This window comes from Bosea sp. AS-1, from assembly GCF_002220095.1.
Taxonomy (GTDB): Bacteria; Pseudomonadota; Alphaproteobacteria; order Rhizobiales; family Beijerinckiaceae; genus Allobosea.
In genome coordinates this window covers 5,474,043-5,491,232 of record NZ_CP022372.1, presented here as the reverse complement: position 1 = coordinate 5,491,232, position 17,190 = coordinate 5,474,043, and the positions used below count along the sequence as shown (strand labels likewise).

Below are 17,190 nucleotides of genomic sequence, written 5' to 3'. Positions count from 1 at the left end.
CGTGGCGCCTTTTTAAAGGCAGGCTCGGGCGCCGGATCAGCCTTGCGAGGGCTTCCAGCCCGGCTGAGGCATGGTGTTGATCATCCACGGGATGCCGAACCGGTCGACAAGCGAGCCGAAGCCGGGTGACCAGAAGGTCTCGCTGAACGGCATCACCGCCCTGCCGCCTTCGGAAAGCTGGTCGAACCAGCGTCGGGCCTCGGCCCCGTCCTGGCTGTGCAGCGTGACATCGAAGCCGTTCTTGGGCTTGTCGATGTTGCGGGCCCAGCCGACATCCATATCCGCGCCCATCAGCGCCTGGTCTCCGACCTCCAGCCAGCAATGCATCAGCCAGTTCTTGTACTTCTCGTCGGAGATCGGCATGCCGGGCGGTGCGTCGCTATAGGGGATGGCGGCGGTGATCTTTCCGCCCAGCACCTTGGCGTAGAATTCGAACGCCTCGCGGCACTGGCCCTGGAAGCTCAGGCTGGTCACGATCTTCATGGTCGTCTCCTTTTGTTGGGAGCTTTGACGCTGGTCGGGCGAGGTCGAACTGTCACGACACGCCGAAGCGATCGGCTCTCGATCTTCTGAGTTGATATCAACGTAACGCCCGTGGTGGAGTCAATCGGCTTGCCGCAGGCTCCTGACATTCCCGAGGCTGCGGCGGGGTCGGCAGGTCCGCGAGGCCCGTCCGTGCCGATTGCGGCGAAGGCGATGGACTGCTGACAATCGAATGCGTTCGCACGCGTCGTCCCGCCGGCATCTGCCGACGAAGTCGGCGCCTACCGTCATCCGGAGCACCGGGATTCCTATAAGATTCCTATTTTGAGGCCCGGCCGGTCTTCTCGAACGGATATGCCCCGCGCCCGATAATCCATGCATGGCCGATCCGGCTGCCTGCCCTCGCCTTCAGTCCGAAGGCAGCGCAGCGGCAGCCGCTGGCCCCATGCAACGCCTCGGCCGGAAGGACCACGGCAATGGATATCGTCATGATCGGGCTGAGCCTGGCCTTCTTCGCGGCCACCTTCGCCTATGTCGCCGTCTGCGACGCGCTCTGAGCCGAGGTTTGCGGCCATGCTCGTCGACTATCTCCTCGGTGGGGCGGTGACGGCGCTCCTGCTCGTCTACCTCATCTATGCGCTGCTTCGCCCCGAGCGGTTCTGACTGGGCCCAGCGCAACCGGAAGCTTTTGCCATGACTCTCAACGGCTGGATTCAGATCCTGGTCTTCTGCGCGATCATCGTCGCGCTGACGAAGCCGCTCGGCGGCTACATGACGCGCGTCTTCGTTGGCGAGCGCACCTTTCTCTCGCCGATTCTAGCGCCGGTCGAGCGCGGGCTCTATGCGCTGGCCGGCACGCATGAGCGCGAGGAACAGCACTGGAGCGGCTATGCCGTCGGCCTGCTGCTGTTCAACCTCGCGGGCCTCGCCCTGCTTTACGCGCTGCAGCGTTTCCAGGGCTCCCTGCCGCTGAATCCGGACGGCATGGCGGCCGTCGCCCCCGATCTCGCCTTCAACACCGCAGCGAGCTTCGTGACCAACACGAACTGGCAGAACTACGGCGGCGAGAGCACGATGTCCTATCTCACGCAGATGCTCGGCCTGACGGTGCAGAATTTCGTCTCGGCCGCCACCGGCATCGCCATCGCCGTGGCGCTGATTCGCGGCTTCGCGCGTGCTTCGGCCAGGACGGTCGGCAGCTTCTGGGTCGACCTCACCCGCGCCACTCTCTACGTGCTGCTGCCGCTCTGCGTGATGCTGACGCTGGCCTATGTCGCGCTCGGCATGCCGCAGACGCTCGATGCCGCGGTGACGGCCACCACGCTGGAAGGTGCGCAGCAGACGATGGCGCGCGGACCTGTCGCCTCGCAGGTCGCGATCAAGATGCTCGGCACCAATGGCGGCGGCTTCTTCAATGCCAATTCGGCCCACCCTCTCGAGAACCCCAACGCCGTCACCAATCTCCTGCAGATGGTCTCGATCTTCGCGATCGGGGCGGCGCTGACCAACGTCTTCGGCCGCATGGTCGGTCGCGAGCGCCAGGGCTGGGCGATCCTTGCCGCGATGGGCGTCCTGTTCATTGCCGGCCTCATCGTCTGCTACTGGGCCGAGGCCGCGGGCAACCCGCTCGTTCAGGCGCTCGGCCTGCAGGGCGGCAACCTCGAGGGCAAGGAGATGCGCTTCGGCATCCCGCTCTCGGCGCTCTTCGCCGTCGTCACCACGGCGGCCTCCTGCGGCGCGGTCAATGCCATGCATGGCAGCTTCACCGCGCTCGGCGGCCTGATTCCGCTGGTCAACATGGAGCTCGGCGAGGTCATCGTCGGTGGCGTCGGCGCCGGCTTCTACGGCATCGTGCTTTTCGTCGTGCTCGCGATCTTCGTCGCCGGGCTGATGGTCGGCCGCACGCCGGAATATCTCGGCAAGAAGATCGAGGCCAAGGAGGTCAAGATGGCGATGCTTGCCGTGCTCTGTCTGCCGGCCGGCATGCTGATCTTCACCGCCATCTCAGCGGTGCTGCCGGGCGCCGTCGCCAGCGTCGGCAACAGCGGCCCGCACGGCTTCTCCGAGATCCTCTACGCCTACACCTCGGCGGCCGCCAATAACGGCTCGGCCTTCGCCAGCCTCTCCGGCAACACGCTCTGGTACAATCTGACCCTGGGCATCACGATGCTGATCGGCCGGTTCCTGATCATCGTCCCGGCGCTCGCCATCGCCGGCTCGCTTGCCGCAAAGAAGTCCGTGCCCGCCTCTGCCGGCACCTTCCCGACCGACGGGCCGCTTTTCGTCGGTCTGCTGGTCGGCGTCATCCTGATCGTCGGTGGCCTGACCTTCTTCCCGGCTCTGGCTGTCGGTCCGATCGTCGAGCATCTGGCGATGCTCGCCGGGCAGAGCTTCTGAGGAGGTGGCCCATGTCGAGCTGCCTGCGCCAGTTGCGTCGCGAATCCCTCCCGTCCCGCCGCCCGGAAAGCGGCGGACCCGGCGGGGCGCGGCAACGCTCTTCCACTCTCGTTCTCGCTGTGACCGCCGGGCTCGTTGCCTTCGTGCTGGTCGCATGGGCGCTGGCCGCCCTGTTCGCCGGCGCCTGACCGGAACCGGCCTGCCCTTTCGCTGGAGTCTCTCATGAGCCAGTCCAAATCCGCGAGCCTGATCGACGCTCGCATCCTCGTCCCCGCACTTGGCGACGCCTTCCGCAAGCTCGATCCGCGCAGCCTCGCCCGCAACCCGGTGATGTTCGTGGTCGCCGTGGTCTCGCTGCTGACGACCATCCTTTTCCTGAAGGATCTCGCCACTGGCGGCGCCAACCTCGGTTTCACCTTCCAGATCGTGCTCTGGCTCTGGTTCACCGTGCTCTTCGCCAATTTCGCGGAAGCCGTGGCGGAGGGGCGCGGCAAGGCGCAGGCCGATTCGCTGCGCAAGACCCGCACGGAAACGCAGGCCAAGCTGCTTGCTGGCGAGGATCGCACGCAGTTCCGGCTCGTCCCGGGCACCTCGCTCAAGGTCGGCGATGCCGTGTTGGTCGAGGCCGGCGACATCATCCCCTCCGACGGCGAGGTCATCGAGGGCGTCGCCTCGGTGAATGAGGCCGCGATCACGGGCGAATCCGCTCCCGTGATCCGCGAATCCGGCGGCGATCGCTCGGCCGTGACCGGCGGCACGCAGGTGCTTTCGGACTGGATCCGCGTGCGCATCACTGCCGCGGCGGGCTCGACCTTCATCGACCGCATGATCGCGCTGGTCGAGGGCGCCGAGCGCCAGAAGACGCCGAACGAGATCGCGCTCAACATCCTGCTCGCCGGCATGACGCTGATCTTCGTGCTCGCGACAGTGACGATCCCGAGCTTTGCCGCCTATGCCGGGGGCTACATTCCGGTCGTGGTCCTTGTCGCGCTGTTCGTGACGCTGATACCGACCACGATCGGCGCGTTGCTCTCGGCCATCGGCATCGCCGGCATGGACCGCCTCGTGCGCTTCAACGTGCTCGCCATGTCCGGCCGCGCCGTCGAGGCTGCCGGCGACGTCGATACGCTGCTGCTCGACAAGACCGGCACGATCACGCTTGGCAACCGCCAGGCGACGGAATTCAAGCCGGTGACCGGTATCAGCGAGCAGGAGCTGGCCGATGCGGCCCAGATCGCCTCGCTCGCCGACGAGACGCCGGAAGGTCGCTCGATCGTCGTACTCGCCAAGGAGCAGTACGGCATCCGCGCCCGCGACATGGCCGCGCTCCATGCCAGCTTCGTGCCCTTCACCGCGCAGAGCCGGATGAGCGGTGTCGATCTCGAAGGCGCGCAGATCCGCAAGGGCGCCGTCGATGCCGTGCTGAAGCATGTCGAGGCCGGCGCGACCGCGGCCCGCCCCACAGCGGGTGTGGTGCGCGAGGTCCAGGCCATCGCCGCCGAGATCGCCAAGGCCGGCGGCACGCCGCTCGCCGTGGCCAAGGATGGGCGCCTGCTCGGCGTCATCCATCTCAAGGACATCGTCAAGGGCGGCGTCCGCGAGCGCTTCGCGGAATTGCGCCGCATGGGCATCCGCACCGTGATGATCACGGGCGACAACCCGATGACCGCCGCCGCCATCGCGGCCGAGGCCGGCGTCGACGATTTCCTCGCCCAGGCGACGCCGGAGAACAAGCTCACCCTGATCCGCGAGGAACAGGCCAAGGGCAAGCTCGTCGCCATGTGCGGCGACGGCACCAACGATGCGCCTGCCCTTGCCCAGGCCGATGTCGGCGTCGCCATGAACACCGGCACGGTCGCGGCCCGCGAGGCCGGCAACATGGTCGATCTCGACAGTGACCCGACCAAGCTCATCGAGATCGTCGAGATCGGCAAGCAACTGCTGATGACGCGCGGCGCGCTGACGACCTTCTCGATCGCCAACGACGTCGCCAAGTATTTCGCGATCATCCCGGCGATGTTCCTGGCCTTCTATCCGCAGCTCGGCGCGCTCAACATCATGGGCTTGCAGACGCCGCAGAGCGCTATCCTCTCTGCGATCATCTTCAACGCACTGATCATCGTCGCGCTGATCCCGCTCGCGCTGAAGGGCGTGAAGTACCGCGCGGTCGGGGCCGGCGCCTTGCTCAGCCGCAACCTGCTCGTCTACGGGCTCGGCGGCATCATCGTCCCCTTCATCGGCATCAAGGCCATCGACATGGCCGTCACCGCCCTGCACCTCGTCTGAGGAATCGCCACCATGCTCAAGCAGATCCGCCCCGCCCTCGTGATGATCGTCACGCTCTCGGCCATCACCGGCCTCGCCTACCCGCTGGCGATGACCGGCATCGCCCAGGCCGTCTTTCCGCAACAGGCCAATGGCAGCCTGATCGAGAAGGACGGCAAGGTCGTCGGCTCCGCCCTGGTCGGCCAGAACTTCACCAGCGAGCGCTATTTCCACGGCCGTCCCTCGGCGACGGTTGGCACCGACCCGGCTGACAGTTCCAAGACCGTGGATGCGCCCTATAACGCCGCCAGCTCCGGCGGCTCCAATCTCGGCCCGACCAGCCAGAAGCTGATCGACCGGATCAAGGCCGACGCCGAGAAAATCAAGGCGGAAAACCCGGGCGCGCCGGTTCCGATGGACCTCGTGACCACCTCCGGCAGCGGCCTTGATCCGCACATCTCGCCCGAGGCGGCTTATTTCCAGGTCCCGCGTATCGCCAAGGCGCGCCAAGCCGATCCGGCGGCGGTCAAGGCACTGGTCGACGCCCATGTCGAGCCGCGCCGGCTCGGCTTCCTGGGTGAACCGGTCGTCAATGTGCTCGCGCTCAACCTTGCGCTCGACGGCGCCGCGTCGCGCTGACACAAAGGCAGCGGTGGCGCGTTGATCCGCCGCTGTCCCATGAACCCGACATGCCATCCGCCGAGAACCATCGCGAGATCAGGGCCAGGCCCTCGCCCGAGGCGCTGCTGGAAAGCGCCAGCCGCGAGGGGCGTGGCCGGTTGAAGATCTTCCTCGGCGCGGCGCCGGGCGTCGGCAAGACCTATGAGATGCTGACCTCCGGACGGGCGCGCCGGGCCGAGGGCGTCGATGTCGTGATCGGGGTCGTCGAGACCCATGGCCGCAAGGAGACGCAGGCGCTGGTCGACGGTTTCGAGATCGTCCCGCGCCGCAGCGTCGACTACAAGGGCCGCGCGCTCGAGGAGATGGATCTCGACGCCATCCTCGTGCGTCGTCCGGCGCTGGTTCTGGTCGACGAGCTCGCCCACACCAACGTCGCCGGCAGCCGGCATCCGAAGCGCTATCTCGATGTCGAGGAGCTGCTGTCGCAGGGCATCGACGTCTACACCACGCTCAACATCCAGCATGTCGAGAGCCTGAACGACGTGGTCGCGCAGATCACCCGCATCCGCGTGCGCGAGACCGTTCCGGACTCGATCGTCGACCGCGCCGACGACATCGAGGTTATCGATCTGACCCCGGCCGATCTGATCAAGCGGCTGGAGGAGGGGAAGGTCTATCTCGGCAACACCGCCCGGCGCGCCATCACGAATTATTTCTCGCCGGGCAATCTGACGGCTTTGCGCGAGCTGGCGTTGCGCCGCACGGCCCAGCGTGTCGACGAGCAGCTGCTCAGCCACATGCAGAGCCATGCCATCCCCGGCCCCTGGGCCGCGGGCGAGCGCATCCTCGTCTGCATCGACGACGGTGCCGGCGCCCAGGCGCTGATCCGCCTCGCCAAGCGCCAGGCCGACCGCCTGCGCGCGCCCTGGAGCGCGCTCTATGTCGAGACCCCGCGGGCGGCGGCGCTCTCGGAGGCTGCGAAGACCCGCATCGCCGGCGCGCTGCGGCTGGCCGAGCAGCTCGGTGGCGAGGCCGTGACCTTGCCCGGCCAGGACGTCGCCGGCGAGATCATCCGCCATGCGGCGGCCAATAACGTCACCCAGATCGTCGTCGGCAAGCCGGCCAAGCCGTATTGGCGCGAGCTTTTCGGCGGCTCCGTTTCACATGACCTGATCCGGCGTGCCGGCGACATCAGCGTGCATGTCGTCTCCGTCGCGGAAGGGGAAAAGGACGCACGCCCGCTCGCAGCCGGCGGCAAGCGCCCGTTCAGTCTCCAGCCCTATCTTGGCATGCTGGTTTCGGTCGCGGTCGCGCTCGGGGTCGCCGAGCTGCTCAGCCAGGTCATGGATCTGCGCAACATCGCGCTGGTCTTCCTGATGAGCGTGTTGATCTCGGCGGTGACGGGAGGATTCTGGCCGGCGCTCGTCGCCTCCGTGCTGAGTGCGCTGGCGCTGAACTTCTTCTTCATCCCGCCGCTCTACACCCTGACGATCAGCGACCCCGAGAATGTCGTCGCGCTCGGCTTCTTCCTGCTCGTCGCCCTGATCGCCAGCAACCTGACCGCACGCGTCCAGCGCCAGGCGAATGCCGCCCGCCAGCGCGCCCGGACAACGGAAGATCTCTACCTCTTCTCCAAGAAGCTCGCCGGCACCGGCACCCTTGACGACGTGCTCTGGGCGACGGCGTTCCAGATCGCCTCGATGCTGCGGGTACGTGTCGTCATCCTGATGCCGGAGGACGGTACGCTCGCGGTTCGCGCCGGCTATCCGCCCGACGACACGCTGGTGGACGCCGACATCGCCGCCGCGCGCTGGGCCTGGGAGCACGACCGCCCCGCCGGGCGCGGCGCCGACACGCTACCCGGCGCCAAGCGCCTCTACCTGCCCCTGCGCACGGGCCGGACCGCCGTCGGCGTCATCGGTCTCGACGACGACAGGGAGGGCCCGCTGCTGACGCCCGAGCAGCAGCGCCTGCTCGATGCGCTCGCCGATCAGGCGGCCGTGGCCATCGAGCGCATCCAGCTCGTCGCCGATGTCGACCGGGCGAAGCTTGCGGCCGAGGCCGACCGCCTGCGCTCGGCGCTGCTGACCTCGATCTCGCATGACCTGAAGACGCCGCTCGCCTCGATCATGGGCGCGGCCGGGACCTTGCGCGACTATCGCAGCGCCTTGCCGGAGGAGGACCATACGGCCCTGCTCGCGACGGTGATCGACGAGTCCGAGCGCCTCAACCGCTTCATCGCCAACCTGCTCGACATGACCCGGATCGAATCCGGCGCGATGGAGCCGAATGCGACACTGGTGGACGTAGCCGACGTGGTCGGCAGCGCATTGCGCCGTGCCGCGAAGATCACCGCTGGCCACAGGGTCGAGACCGAACTGCCGGAAGACCTGCCGATGCTCCGGCTCGACCCGGTGCTGTTCGAGCAGGTGCTGTTCAACCTGATCGACAATGCCGCCAAATATGCGCCTGCCGGCAGCGCCATCGCCATCCGCGCCCGGCAGGACGACGGCGCGGTCATGATCGAGGTCCTCGATGAAGGACCGGGCCTGCCGCCGGCCGATCTGGAACGCGTCTTCGACAGCTTCTACCGGGTTCGGAAGGGCGACCAGGTCCGGGCGGGTACCGGCCTCGGGCTGGCGATCTGCCGCGGCTTTGTCGAGGCGATGGGCGGCATGATCGAGGCCGGAAACAGGCGGGACCGCACCGGCGCCGTCTTCGCCATTCGCATGCCGGTCGGGGCGCGGCAGGATAGATTGGAGCCGCTGACATGACGACATCGGACATCAAGGTGCTGGTGGTGGACGACGAGCCGGCGATCCGCCGCCTGCTGCGCGTCGGCCTCTCGACCGAGGGCTACGCCATCCGCGAGGCCGCGACCGCAGGCGAGGCCATCGAGCGCATCGCCGAGGAGTTGCCGGATCTGGTCATTCTCGATCTCGGCCTGCCGGACATGTCCGGCCAGGAATTGCTCCAGAGATGGCGGGAGGAGGCGTTGGCGCTGCCGATCGTCATCCTGTCGAGCCGCACCGACGAGGCCGGTATCGTCGAGGCCCTCGAAAACGGTGCCGACGATTACGTCACCAAGCCCTTCGGCATGAAGGAGCTCGCTGCCCGGCTGAGGGTCGCGCTGCGCCACAAGCTGCAGCAGCAGGGCGAGAAGCCGATCTTCCAGACCGGCGAGCTCTCGGTCGATCTGGTCAAGCGCATCGTCAGGCTGGGCGACAAGGAGGTGAAGCTCTCGCCCAAGGAATACGACATCCTGCGCATCCTCGTGCAGCATGCCGGCAAGGTGCTGACCCATCAGTTCCTGATGAAGCAGGTCTGGGGCGCCACGGCCGATGTCCAGTATCTGCGGGTCTATGTCCGGCAGCTGCGCCAGAAGATCGAGCGCATTCCCGACCAGCCGCAATACATCACCACCGAAACCGGCGTCGGCTATCGCCTGCGCGAGGCCGAATGAGCCGTGCCGGGGCCGCTCTGCCAACCATGACGAACACGAAAACCATGACGCCGTCCGACATCATCCGCCCGCGCTCGATCGTCAGGCTAGCGGCGCGCTCGAAGGCGGAACTCTTCCGGGAGCTTGTGCACCGGGCTGCGGAGCAGTTGGCTCTGCCCGAGGGCCTCATCCTCGAGGCGCTGAGCCGGCGCGAGGCGCTGGGCTCGACCGGCGTCGGCAAGGGGGTGGCGATGCCCCATGCGCCGGTCGCCGGTCTGACCTCGCCTTTCGGCCTGCTGGCGCGGCTCGAGCGGCCCGTTGCCTACGAGGCGATCGACGGCGAGCCGGTCGATCTGGTCTGTCTCGTGCTGACACCGGAGAACGGCGGCAGGGGGCGGATCGATGCGCTCGCCTGCCTTGCGAGGCGGCTGCGCTCGCCGGATGTCTGCGACCGGATTCGCGACGCCGCAGGCAGCGAGGATATCTATGCCATGCTGCTGGAGGACGGCTGACTCGAGCCGCCCCGTCAGGCGACCGAGCCTTGCGGCGGCTCGGGGATTTCATGGCCGTCGGCGGCGTAGAGGTTGATCTTGTTGCGCAGGGTGCGGATGGCGATACCGAGGAGATGGGCGGCATGGGTCCTGTTGCCGCCGGTCTCCCGCAGGGTCGCCAGGATCAGGTCCCTTTCGACATCCGCAACCGGCAAACCGACGAGTTGGTCCACGGCGGCCTGCTCGTGTTCGAAGTCGTGCATTTCATCGTCCTTGTTCGAGCCCCCACTGCCCGCTGGACCGGTCAAGGGGACGGCGTCGTGGTTAAGAAACCGTAAATTCCCTGACAACCGATAAGGGGCGGCGCTCATTTTCGGCTCTCCTCGGATCGAAATGCTCACTCGCACGTTGTTCGGGCGACGCCGCTGGCGGCGCCCGAAACAGGACGATGACGATGATCAGACAGACGAGAATTTCCGCAGCGATGTCCCTGGCGGCCGTGATGATGCTGGCGACCCCGGCTTTGGCGCAGCAGCGCGGTCTCGGCCCTTCGACCGGAACGGTCCGGCTCGAACAGGTGCAGGCCGGCTTCATCGCTGGCGGCGAAGCGGGCGGCGGCACGCTGCGCTATCGTGGCCGCTCCTATCCGGTCACTGTCGGCGGCCTCGGTATCGGCACGGTCGGCGCCTCGAAGACGACGGCCTCGGGCACCGTCTACGGCCTGCATCGGGTCTCGGACTTCCCGGGAGCCTATGTGCAGCTGAAGGAAGGTTGGGCCGTAGGCGATCAGGGGCGGGGCACGGTCTGGCTGCGGAACGACAAGGGCGTGACCTTGCGCCTCAATGCCCGTAGGCAGGGGTTGCAGCTGTCCCTCGGGGCAGACGGCGTGCTGATCGGCTTCAGGCAGTAACGGGGTCGGCGCGAATCAGGCTGCGACAGCCGAACCATCGCCATGCAGCCTGCAGGCCGCGTGGCGATGGAATTCCTTGCGTCGGTCCGGATTTTCCCGAAAAGGACTCATCCCTTTTCGGCCCGGGCATCTAGGTTTTTGGGCCGCCTCGACTATGGTGCGCCCATCTTGGCTATCGTGCTCGTCCCTCTCGCGACCTGTATCGCCGCCGCACTGACGGCGGCGTTGCTATGCGTGCTGCTGCGCCCGCTGCTGCTGCGCTATGCGCTGGCCCGCCCCAATGCGCGCTCCAGCCACAAGGTCCCGACCCCGCAAGGTGGCGGCATCGCCGTACTGGCCGGGGCCTTTCTCGCCGTAGCCTTGGCTCTTGCCTTGAGCCCGGTCGAGGGGGAGGCGGGCCGCAGCCTGCTGGTGGTCGCGACAGGTGCGGCTGCTCTGGCTCTCGTTGGCGCCTGGGATGACATTCGCCCCTTGCCGGCGAGCCTGCGGCTGATCCTGCAGGCGGCCTGCGTTGGTTTCGTGCTGTTTCGTGCCGCGCCGGAGCTGCGCCTGTTCCCGGAGCTGCTGCCGCTGGCGGTCGAGCGGGCGTTGGCGCTGCTGGCCGGGGTCTGGTTCGTCAATCTCGTCAACTTCATGGACGGACTCGACTGGATCACCGTTGCCGGCATCGTCCCGCTTGCAGCGGCGCTGGCTCTGGCCGGGATCACCGGCGTCGTCGATCCGGTGACGGGCTGGCTTGCCGCCGGGCTGTGCGGCGGCCTCATCGGCTTCGCGCCCTTCAACCGGCCGGTGGCGAAGCTCTTCCTCGGCGATGTCGGCTCGCTGCCGATCGGACTTCTGACCGCCTATCTGCTCTACCGGCTGGCCGGGACGGGCGCCTTCGTGGCGGCGCTGATTCTGCCGCTCTACCACGTCGCCGATTCCACCATCACGCTGCTGCGACGCCTCGCGCGGGGTGAGAAGGTCTGGGAGGCGCATCGCTCGCATTTCTACCAGCAGGCCACCACCAACGGCTTCAGCGTCCGCGCCGTCGTCGGCCGGGTCGCGGCGCTGAATATCGTTCTCGCGGCGCTGGCGGGGCTTTCGATCGCCTGGGCGAATCTCGGGGCCCAGATCGCATGCCTGGTGCTCGCGGTCTTGCTGACCGGCCTGCTGCTGCGCGCCTTCGCGGCCCCGCGGTCCGACCATGGCTGAGGGGCGCGTCCTCGTCACCGGCGCGAGCGGCTTCGTCGGTCCGCATGTCGTGGCGGCCCTGTCGAAGGCGGGCTGGTCTTTGCGACTGGCCGCGCGGCGGCCGATGCCGAGCCCCGAAGGGATCGAAACGGTCGTGGTCGGCGATCTCGCCGAGCGGATCGACTGGAGTGAGGTGCTGCGCGGGATCGACCATGTCGTGCATATGGCGGGCCTCGCCCATGCCGGGCCGGGGCTCGACGAAGCGCTCTACCGGCGGATCAATACCGAGGCAACGCTGGAATTGGCGCGTGCGGCGACCGCTGCCGGGGTCCGCCGCTTCGTCTACCTCTCTTCGATCAAGGCGCTGTCCGGCGTCTTCGACGGTCCACCGCTGGCGGAAGATGCTCCTCCGGCTCCTACCGATGTCTATGGCCGCTCAAAATGGGCGGCGGAACAAGGCCTTGCGGCGCTCGGTCTCGACTGGGTCGCCCTGCGTCCGGTCCTGATCTATGGGCCGGGCGTCAAAGCCAACATGGCGGCATTGCTGAAACTGGCGCAGTCGCCGCTGCCCTTGCCGCTCGGCGGGTTGAAGGCGCCTCGCTCGCTGCTCGCCGTGGAGAACCTCGCCGACGCCATCCTCTTCGCGCTGTCCCCTGCTTGTCCTGCCCGGCAGAGCTACACGGTCGCGGACCGCGAGCCGATCAGCGTCGCCGAAATGCTCGCGGCAATGCGCGCTGGCCTGGGTCGGGGGGCGGGCCTGCTGCCGGTGCCGGAAGCGTGGCTGCGGCTAGTGGCGCGGCTCGCCGGGCGAGAGGAGACTTTCTTCAAGCTCGCCGGCAGCCTCGTCGCGCGCCCGGAGCGCCTGCTCAGGGCTGGCTGGCGGCCGCCGGCAGAGACGCAGGCGGCGCTGGCTCGGCTGGCTGCTTCTGCTCGCGCCGGCTGAAATCCGGAATCGCCTCGTCCAGCACCGCATTCGCAGTGATGCGATCATTCGTCTTGATCGCCTCGTCGAGCCGTGCGAGCCAGCTCTGGATCTTCGCGCGCCCGGCGAAGCTGGGCTTGGCCGCCATGATGCCGTCGAGGCCGGTCTCGGCCATGGGCTCGTCATGGGCAAAGAGGATCTCGTTCAGGCGCTCGCCCGGCCTGACGCCGCTGACGATGATCTCAATATCTTCGCCCGGCTCGTAGCCGGCGAGGCGGATCATCCGTTCGGCCAGATCCATGATCCGCACCGGCTGACCCATCTTCAGCACATAGACGGCGGCACGCTCGGATTCCGCGTTGTCGGCGCCGGTATGAGAGGCTGCCGTCAGCACGAGGTCGCAGGCCTCGCGGATCGTCATGAAATAACGGATCATGTCGGGGCTGGTGACCGTGACCGGCCCACCGCGCGCGATCTGCGCCTTGAACTTCGGCACCACCGAGCCGGCCGAGCCGAGCACGTTGCCGAAGCGCACCGCCACGAGGCGCACGCCGGAGGCGGCCGCGACGAACTCAGCATCGCGCGATTGCGCATAGATTTCGGCGAAGCGCTTGGTCGCGCCCAGCATCGAGACGGGCTCGATCGCCTTGTCGGTCGAGATCAGCACGAAGGTCTTGGCGCCGGCCGCGATCGTGGCATCGGTGACGTTCACCGAACCGAAGATGTTGGTCTTGATGCCCTCGCTCCAGTCGGCCTCGAGATAGGGCACATGCTTCAGCGCGGCGGCGTGAACGACGATGTCGGGCTTGAACGCGGCGAAGAGCGGCATGATGCGCTCACGGTCGCGCACATCGGCAAGCACGCCGGAAACGACCGTGTCGGGCTCCTGCACGGCAAGCAGTTCTGTGATCTGGAACAGCGCCGGCTCGGAGCTTTCGACGACCAGGATCTCGGCGGCGCCGAAGGCGGCGCAGCGCAGGCAGATCTCGGAACCGATCGAGCCGCCGCCGCCCGTCACGATGACGCGCTTGCCCTGCAGGAAGGCACCCAGCCGTTCGCGGTCGATCGCGACGGTCGAGCGCACCAGCAGGTCCTCGATCTCCAGCGGCGCGATGTCCGTGTCGCGCGCGCCTTCGCCGGATGTGTCGATTCGCGAGATCGGCAAGGCGAGCCGGCGCGTCTGGGCGAGCCATTTCTCCGGATGGGCCTCGGGCACCAGGGCAGAGGGCGTCGCGACGATGCGGCGAAAGCCCTCGCCGCGCTCCGCCGCTTCGTTGGCGATCGTGGCGATCTCCGAGAGCAGGCCCAGAACCGGCACGCCACGGATCGACTGGCCGAGATCGTCGGAGCGCGGCGACAGGATGCCGGCCGGCCTGAGGCGGCGCATCGTACCGCTCTCCATGGCCCGGATCACCATCTCGATCTCGACGCCGCGCCCGAGCAGCAGGGCGGGCAGCGTCGCCTCGCGCTCGGCGCTCGTGCGCGTGCGGGCATATTTGAAGTAGCGATAGGTTAGCCGCGGGCCGCCGAGCAGGGCGATCTGGACGAGCCAGTAGAGGGCGATCGAGATTTTGCCGAAATAGAAGGCGCCGTAGAAGCGGGGACCGATCAGGACATAGTCGACGACGAGCAGGCTCAGCGTCAGGACCGAGACGGCCTTGACGATGTTGGAGAGGTCCGGCAGCGAGGCGAACCGCCATTTCGAGCGGTAGAGCGAGAAGAACCAGTAGACCACGCCCGCATAGACCACGAAGAAGGGCAGGAAGCGCGGCAGGTAGCGCAGGTGCTCGGTGAGCAGCGGGCCTTCGAAGCGCACGACGAAGACGAGCCAGATCGCCAGCGCCGTCATCACCAGATCGTGCAGGACGATGGCGGACTTCTTCAGATTCTGTTTGGGCAGGATGGCCATGTCAGGCGGGGTATCCCGCTCCCCCGAGAGCTTGTCAACGCAGCTGCTTGTCCGACGGGACGAAAGACCTCAGGCCGTCGGGGATGCCCTTCGCGGCCAGGACCTCGATAGAGCGGCTTTCCGCCGCCAGGCCCTTGAGCTTCAAAACGATTTAGCCGCGCTCAGGACGAGCCTCGAGCGCGCTCAGGATGAAGGACACCATTTCCTCGGCCGAAGGGCCGGGGATGCATTCGCACTGGCTGATCAGCAGCGGATGCATGAAGCGGATCATGGCCGTCCGGATGCAGCCGGTCGCATGGGCGGGCTCGATCGCACGGAACTCGCCCCGGGCGGTCCCGTCCGCCACGACGCGGCGCAGCACGGCGTCGAAGCGCTCGATATGGGCGAGGATGGCGTCCCAGCTCTCCTCCATGGCGGCGCAGACCATTTCCTGCATGCGCGCATGGCCGGCGAAGCGGGCGGCGTTGAGCCGGAAGGAGGTCGTCAGGATGTCGCGCAGCCTGTCTGCGGCCGGCCGGTCCTGATCGGCGATGGCAATGATCGCCTCTTCCTGCTCGCGCTTGTAGCGCTCGAGCACCGCCTCGTTGATCGACTTCTTGGAGTCGAAGAAGCGGTAGACATTGGCGGGGCTCATCCGTAGGGACTTGGCGATGTCCGCTACGGTCGTCTTCTGGTACCCGATATCGCGGAAGAAGCGTTCGGCGGTGTCGACGATGATCTGCCTGGTATCGCGTTCGGGGTGACTCACGGCCTGGCCGCTATGCTCGTTTTCCAGTAAGGCGGTGGAGAATTGATCCATATGACGAATTTCATCATTCGTCAACTCTATGGTGAATAAAGATTTTTGCCATGTCGGCAACAATGTCGACAAAAATCGGGCGATGGAAGACGCAATTTCGAGGCGTCCGCCCTCCAGCCTCTAGCGGCTGCGGGCGAGCGCCAGCAGGGCGTCGACGTCGAGATGTTGGGCAAGATGGGCCGCCAGCGCGTCCAGTGTCTGCTCGATCAGGGCCTCGAAGCGCAGCTCCGTCTTCTGCTCGCTTCCCGCGATCGCGTCGAGCCAGGCCGCCCTCACTGCATCCGACGTGAAGGCGCCATGCAGATAGGTTCCGGCAACGCGGCCGTCCGGACTTGCCGCGCCTTCGGGCCGACCATCGACGATGAAGGGCGCGTGGCGGCAATCGGTCCCCTCGGTACGGCCGAGATGGATCTCGTAGGCAAGGCCCTCTGTTGCGCTGGGTGCATGCCGGAAGCCCACCTCGCGGACTGTCTTGCCGGAATCGAGGGTCGTCTCGACGTCGAGCAGGCCGAGGCCGGGCGCTTCTCCGGCCGGTCCTTCGAGGCCTTCGGGGTCGCGCACGATGCGGCCGAGCATCTGGTAGCCGCCGCAGAGCCCGAGCACATGGCCGCCTCGGCGGCGATGCCCCAGGATGTCGATGTCCCAACCCTCGCTCCGCAGCGCCGCAAGATCGCGCAGTGTCGTCTTCGAGCCGGGCAGGATGACCATGTCGCAGACCGGCAACGCCTGCCCCGGCGGCACCATCGCGAGATCGACGGTCGGCTCCAGCTTGAGCGGGTCGAGATCGTCGAAATTGGCAATGCCAGGCAGGATCGGAACGGCGATGCGGATGCGCGCGTCGGCCCGGCGTTCGGCATGCAGCTCGAGCCCGTCCTCCGCCGGCAGGCGGTGCGCGGCGCCGAACCACGGCACCACGCCGAGGCAGGGCCAGCCCGTAGCCGCGGTGATCGTCTCGACGCCGGGCTGGAACAGCTCGACCGCGCCACGGAAGCGATTGACGGCAAAGCCGCGGATCATCGCCCGATCGGCGGGATCGAGCACCGCATGACTGCCGACGAGGCTCGCGATCACGCCGCCCCGGTCGATGTCCCCGACGAGGATGGCGGGCACCTCGGCCGCGCGGGCAAATCCGAGATTGGCGATGTCGCGGGCGCGCAGATTGGTTTCGGCAGGCGATCCGGCGCCTTCGACGATGACAAGGTCGGCATCGGCGCAGAGGCGATCGAAACTCACCAGGACCTGGGGCAGGAAATCGCCGCGCCGCGCGAAGTCGCGCGAGGCGAGGCGGCCGGCGACGCGGCCCTGCAGGATGATCTGGCTGCCTTGCTCGCCTTCGGGCTTCAGCAGGACCGGGTTCATGTCCGGATGTGGTGCGACGCGTGCCGCCCGTGCCTGCAGCGCCTGTGCCCGGCCGATCTCTCCATCGGCGGTCGCGGCGGCGTTGTTCGACATGTTCTGCGGCTTGAACGGGCGCACTCGCAGGCCACGATCGCTGAAGAGGCGGCACAGCCCGGCCACGATCAGCGACTTGCCGACATTCGAGCCGGTGCCGAGAATCATGATGGCGGGGGTACGGGCGCGGTCCATGCGCCTGCTTAGATCATCTGCGGCAGGAAATGACAGCTTTCGCGCATGTGCCCCGAAGGCGCGTGTCGAAAGCGCAGGCGGGGCGGCCAACGCACGCCCCTGACAAAATTCGCCGGCCTACTGCGGCATCCTGTTGCGCCAAAGGGGCGAAGTCGCAACGGGCGTCCGCCGTAGACCGGCTGAAACTGAAT

Annotated in this window: 15 protein-coding genes and 1 pseudogene; 11 read left to right on the top strand and 5 right to left on the bottom strand. The window is 67.4% G+C overall.

Features of this window, described 5'->3' with window-relative positions; genetic code table 11:
- Window positions 1–36: 36 nt before the first annotated feature.
- On the bottom strand, window positions 37–483 hold the full coding sequence (locus CE453_RS28110) for a VOC family protein (RefSeq protein ID WP_089177594.1): 447 nt from the start codon (window positions 481–483) through the stop codon (window positions 37–39).
- 573 nt (window positions 484–1,056) lie between these two features.
- On the opposite strand from CE453_RS28110, the gene kdpF reads away from it, so the two are divergent.
- Genes kdpF through CE453_RS28075 form a run of 8 tightly spaced genes read left to right on the top strand, consistent with a single transcriptional unit; the run spans window position 1,057 to window position 9,720 of the window.
- Complete coding sequence (kdpF, locus tag CE453_RS28105; protein WP_157733240.1) at window positions 1,057–1,146, top strand: K(+)-transporting ATPase subunit F; 90 nt, start codon at window positions 1,057–1,059, stop codon at window positions 1,144–1,146.
- Between the two features lie 30 nt (window positions 1,147–1,176).
- On the top strand, window positions 1,177–2,880 hold the full coding sequence (kdpA, locus tag CE453_RS28100; RefSeq protein WP_089177592.1) for a potassium-transporting ATPase subunit KdpA: 1,704 nt from the start codon (window positions 1,177–1,179) through the stop codon (window positions 2,878–2,880).
- Between the two features lie 11 nt (window positions 2,881–2,891).
- Window positions 2,892–3,068 carry a hypothetical protein gene (locus CE453_RS28870; RefSeq protein WP_157733239.1) on the top strand — a complete coding sequence of 59 codons (177 nt, stop codon included), beginning with the start codon at window positions 2,892–2,894 and terminating at the stop codon, window positions 3,066–3,068.
- Window positions 3,069–3,102: 34 nt separating this feature from the next.
- The gene (kdpB, locus tag CE453_RS28095; protein ID WP_089177591.1) at window positions 3,103–5,166 is read left to right on the top strand and encodes a potassium-transporting ATPase subunit KdpB; all 2,064 of its coding nucleotides are present in this window, start codon (window positions 3,103–3,105) and stop codon (window positions 5,164–5,166) included.
- A 12-nt stretch (window positions 5,167–5,178) separates the two neighbouring features.
- Window positions 5,179–5,784 carry a K(+)-transporting ATPase subunit C gene (locus CE453_RS28090; RefSeq protein ID WP_089177590.1) on the top strand — a complete coding sequence of 202 codons (606 nt, stop codon included), beginning with the start codon at window positions 5,179–5,181 and terminating at the stop codon, window positions 5,782–5,784.
- Window positions 5,785–5,834: 50 nt separating this feature from the next.
- Entirely contained in the window at window positions 5,835–8,540 is a 2,706-nt protein-coding gene (locus CE453_RS28085) for a sensor histidine kinase (RefSeq protein WP_089177589.1), read from the top strand.
- Window positions 8,537–9,229 carry a response regulator transcription factor gene (locus CE453_RS28080; RefSeq protein WP_089177588.1) on the top strand — a complete coding sequence of 231 codons (693 nt, stop codon included), beginning with the start codon at window positions 8,537–8,539 and terminating at the stop codon, window positions 9,227–9,229. Before CE453_RS28085 ends, CE453_RS28080 begins: the two co-directional genes overlap by 4 nt.
- 26 nt (window positions 9,230–9,255) lie before the next feature.
- A complete protein-coding gene (locus CE453_RS28075) occupies window positions 9,256–9,720 on the top strand; it encodes a PTS sugar transporter subunit IIA (protein WP_157733238.1) in 465 nt (154 codons plus the stop codon).
- Between the two features lie 14 nt (window positions 9,721–9,734).
- On the opposite strand, the pseudogene CE453_RS29380 reads toward CE453_RS28075, so the two are convergent.
- Window positions 9,735–9,923, bottom strand: a pseudogene (locus CE453_RS29380) (helix-turn-helix domain-containing protein); the annotation flags it as partial.
- 224 nt (window positions 9,924–10,147) lie between these two features.
- Between CE453_RS29380 and CE453_RS28065 the strand changes: the two are divergent.
- The 3 genes from CE453_RS28065 to CE453_RS28055 all read left to right on the top strand — a co-directional run bounded on the left by CE453_RS28065 (window position 10,148) and on the right by CE453_RS28055 (window position 12,725).
- Window positions 10,148–10,609: a hypothetical protein gene (locus tag CE453_RS28065; RefSeq protein WP_157733237.1), complete on the top strand. Its 462-nt coding sequence runs from the start codon at window positions 10,148–10,150 to the stop codon at window positions 10,607–10,609.
- A 174-nt stretch (window positions 10,610–10,783) separates the two neighbouring features.
- Window positions 10,784–11,803, top strand: coding sequence for an MraY family glycosyltransferase (locus CE453_RS28060; RefSeq protein ID WP_248308169.1), 1,020 nt, complete (start codon window positions 10,784–10,786; stop codon window positions 11,801–11,803).
- A complete protein-coding gene (locus tag CE453_RS28055; protein WP_089177584.1) occupies window positions 11,796–12,725 on the top strand; it encodes an NAD-dependent epimerase/dehydratase family protein in 930 nt (309 codons plus the stop codon). Before CE453_RS28060 ends, CE453_RS28055 begins: the two co-directional genes overlap by 8 nt.
- Here the strand turns inward: CE453_RS28055 and CE453_RS28050 are convergent.
- The 3 genes from CE453_RS28050 to CE453_RS28040 all read right to left on the bottom strand — a co-directional run bounded on the left by CE453_RS28050 (window position 12,649) and on the right by CE453_RS28040 (window position 16,999).
- Complete coding sequence (locus tag CE453_RS28050; protein WP_089178197.1) at window positions 12,649–14,604, bottom strand: nucleoside-diphosphate sugar epimerase/dehydratase; 1,956 nt, start codon at window positions 14,602–14,604, stop codon at window positions 12,649–12,651. The genes CE453_RS28055 and CE453_RS28050 overlap by 77 nt on opposite strands.
- Before the next feature lie 160 nt (window positions 14,605–14,764).
- On the bottom strand, window positions 14,765–15,412 hold the full coding sequence (locus tag CE453_RS28045) for a TetR/AcrR family transcriptional regulator (RefSeq protein WP_089177583.1): 648 nt from the start codon (window positions 15,410–15,412) through the stop codon (window positions 14,765–14,767).
- 120 nt (window positions 15,413–15,532) lie between these two features.
- Window positions 15,533–16,999: a cobyric acid synthase gene (locus CE453_RS28040; protein ID WP_198302228.1), complete on the bottom strand. Its 1,467-nt coding sequence runs from the start codon at window positions 16,997–16,999 to the stop codon at window positions 15,533–15,535.
- Window positions 17,000–17,190: the final 191 nt, after the last annotated feature.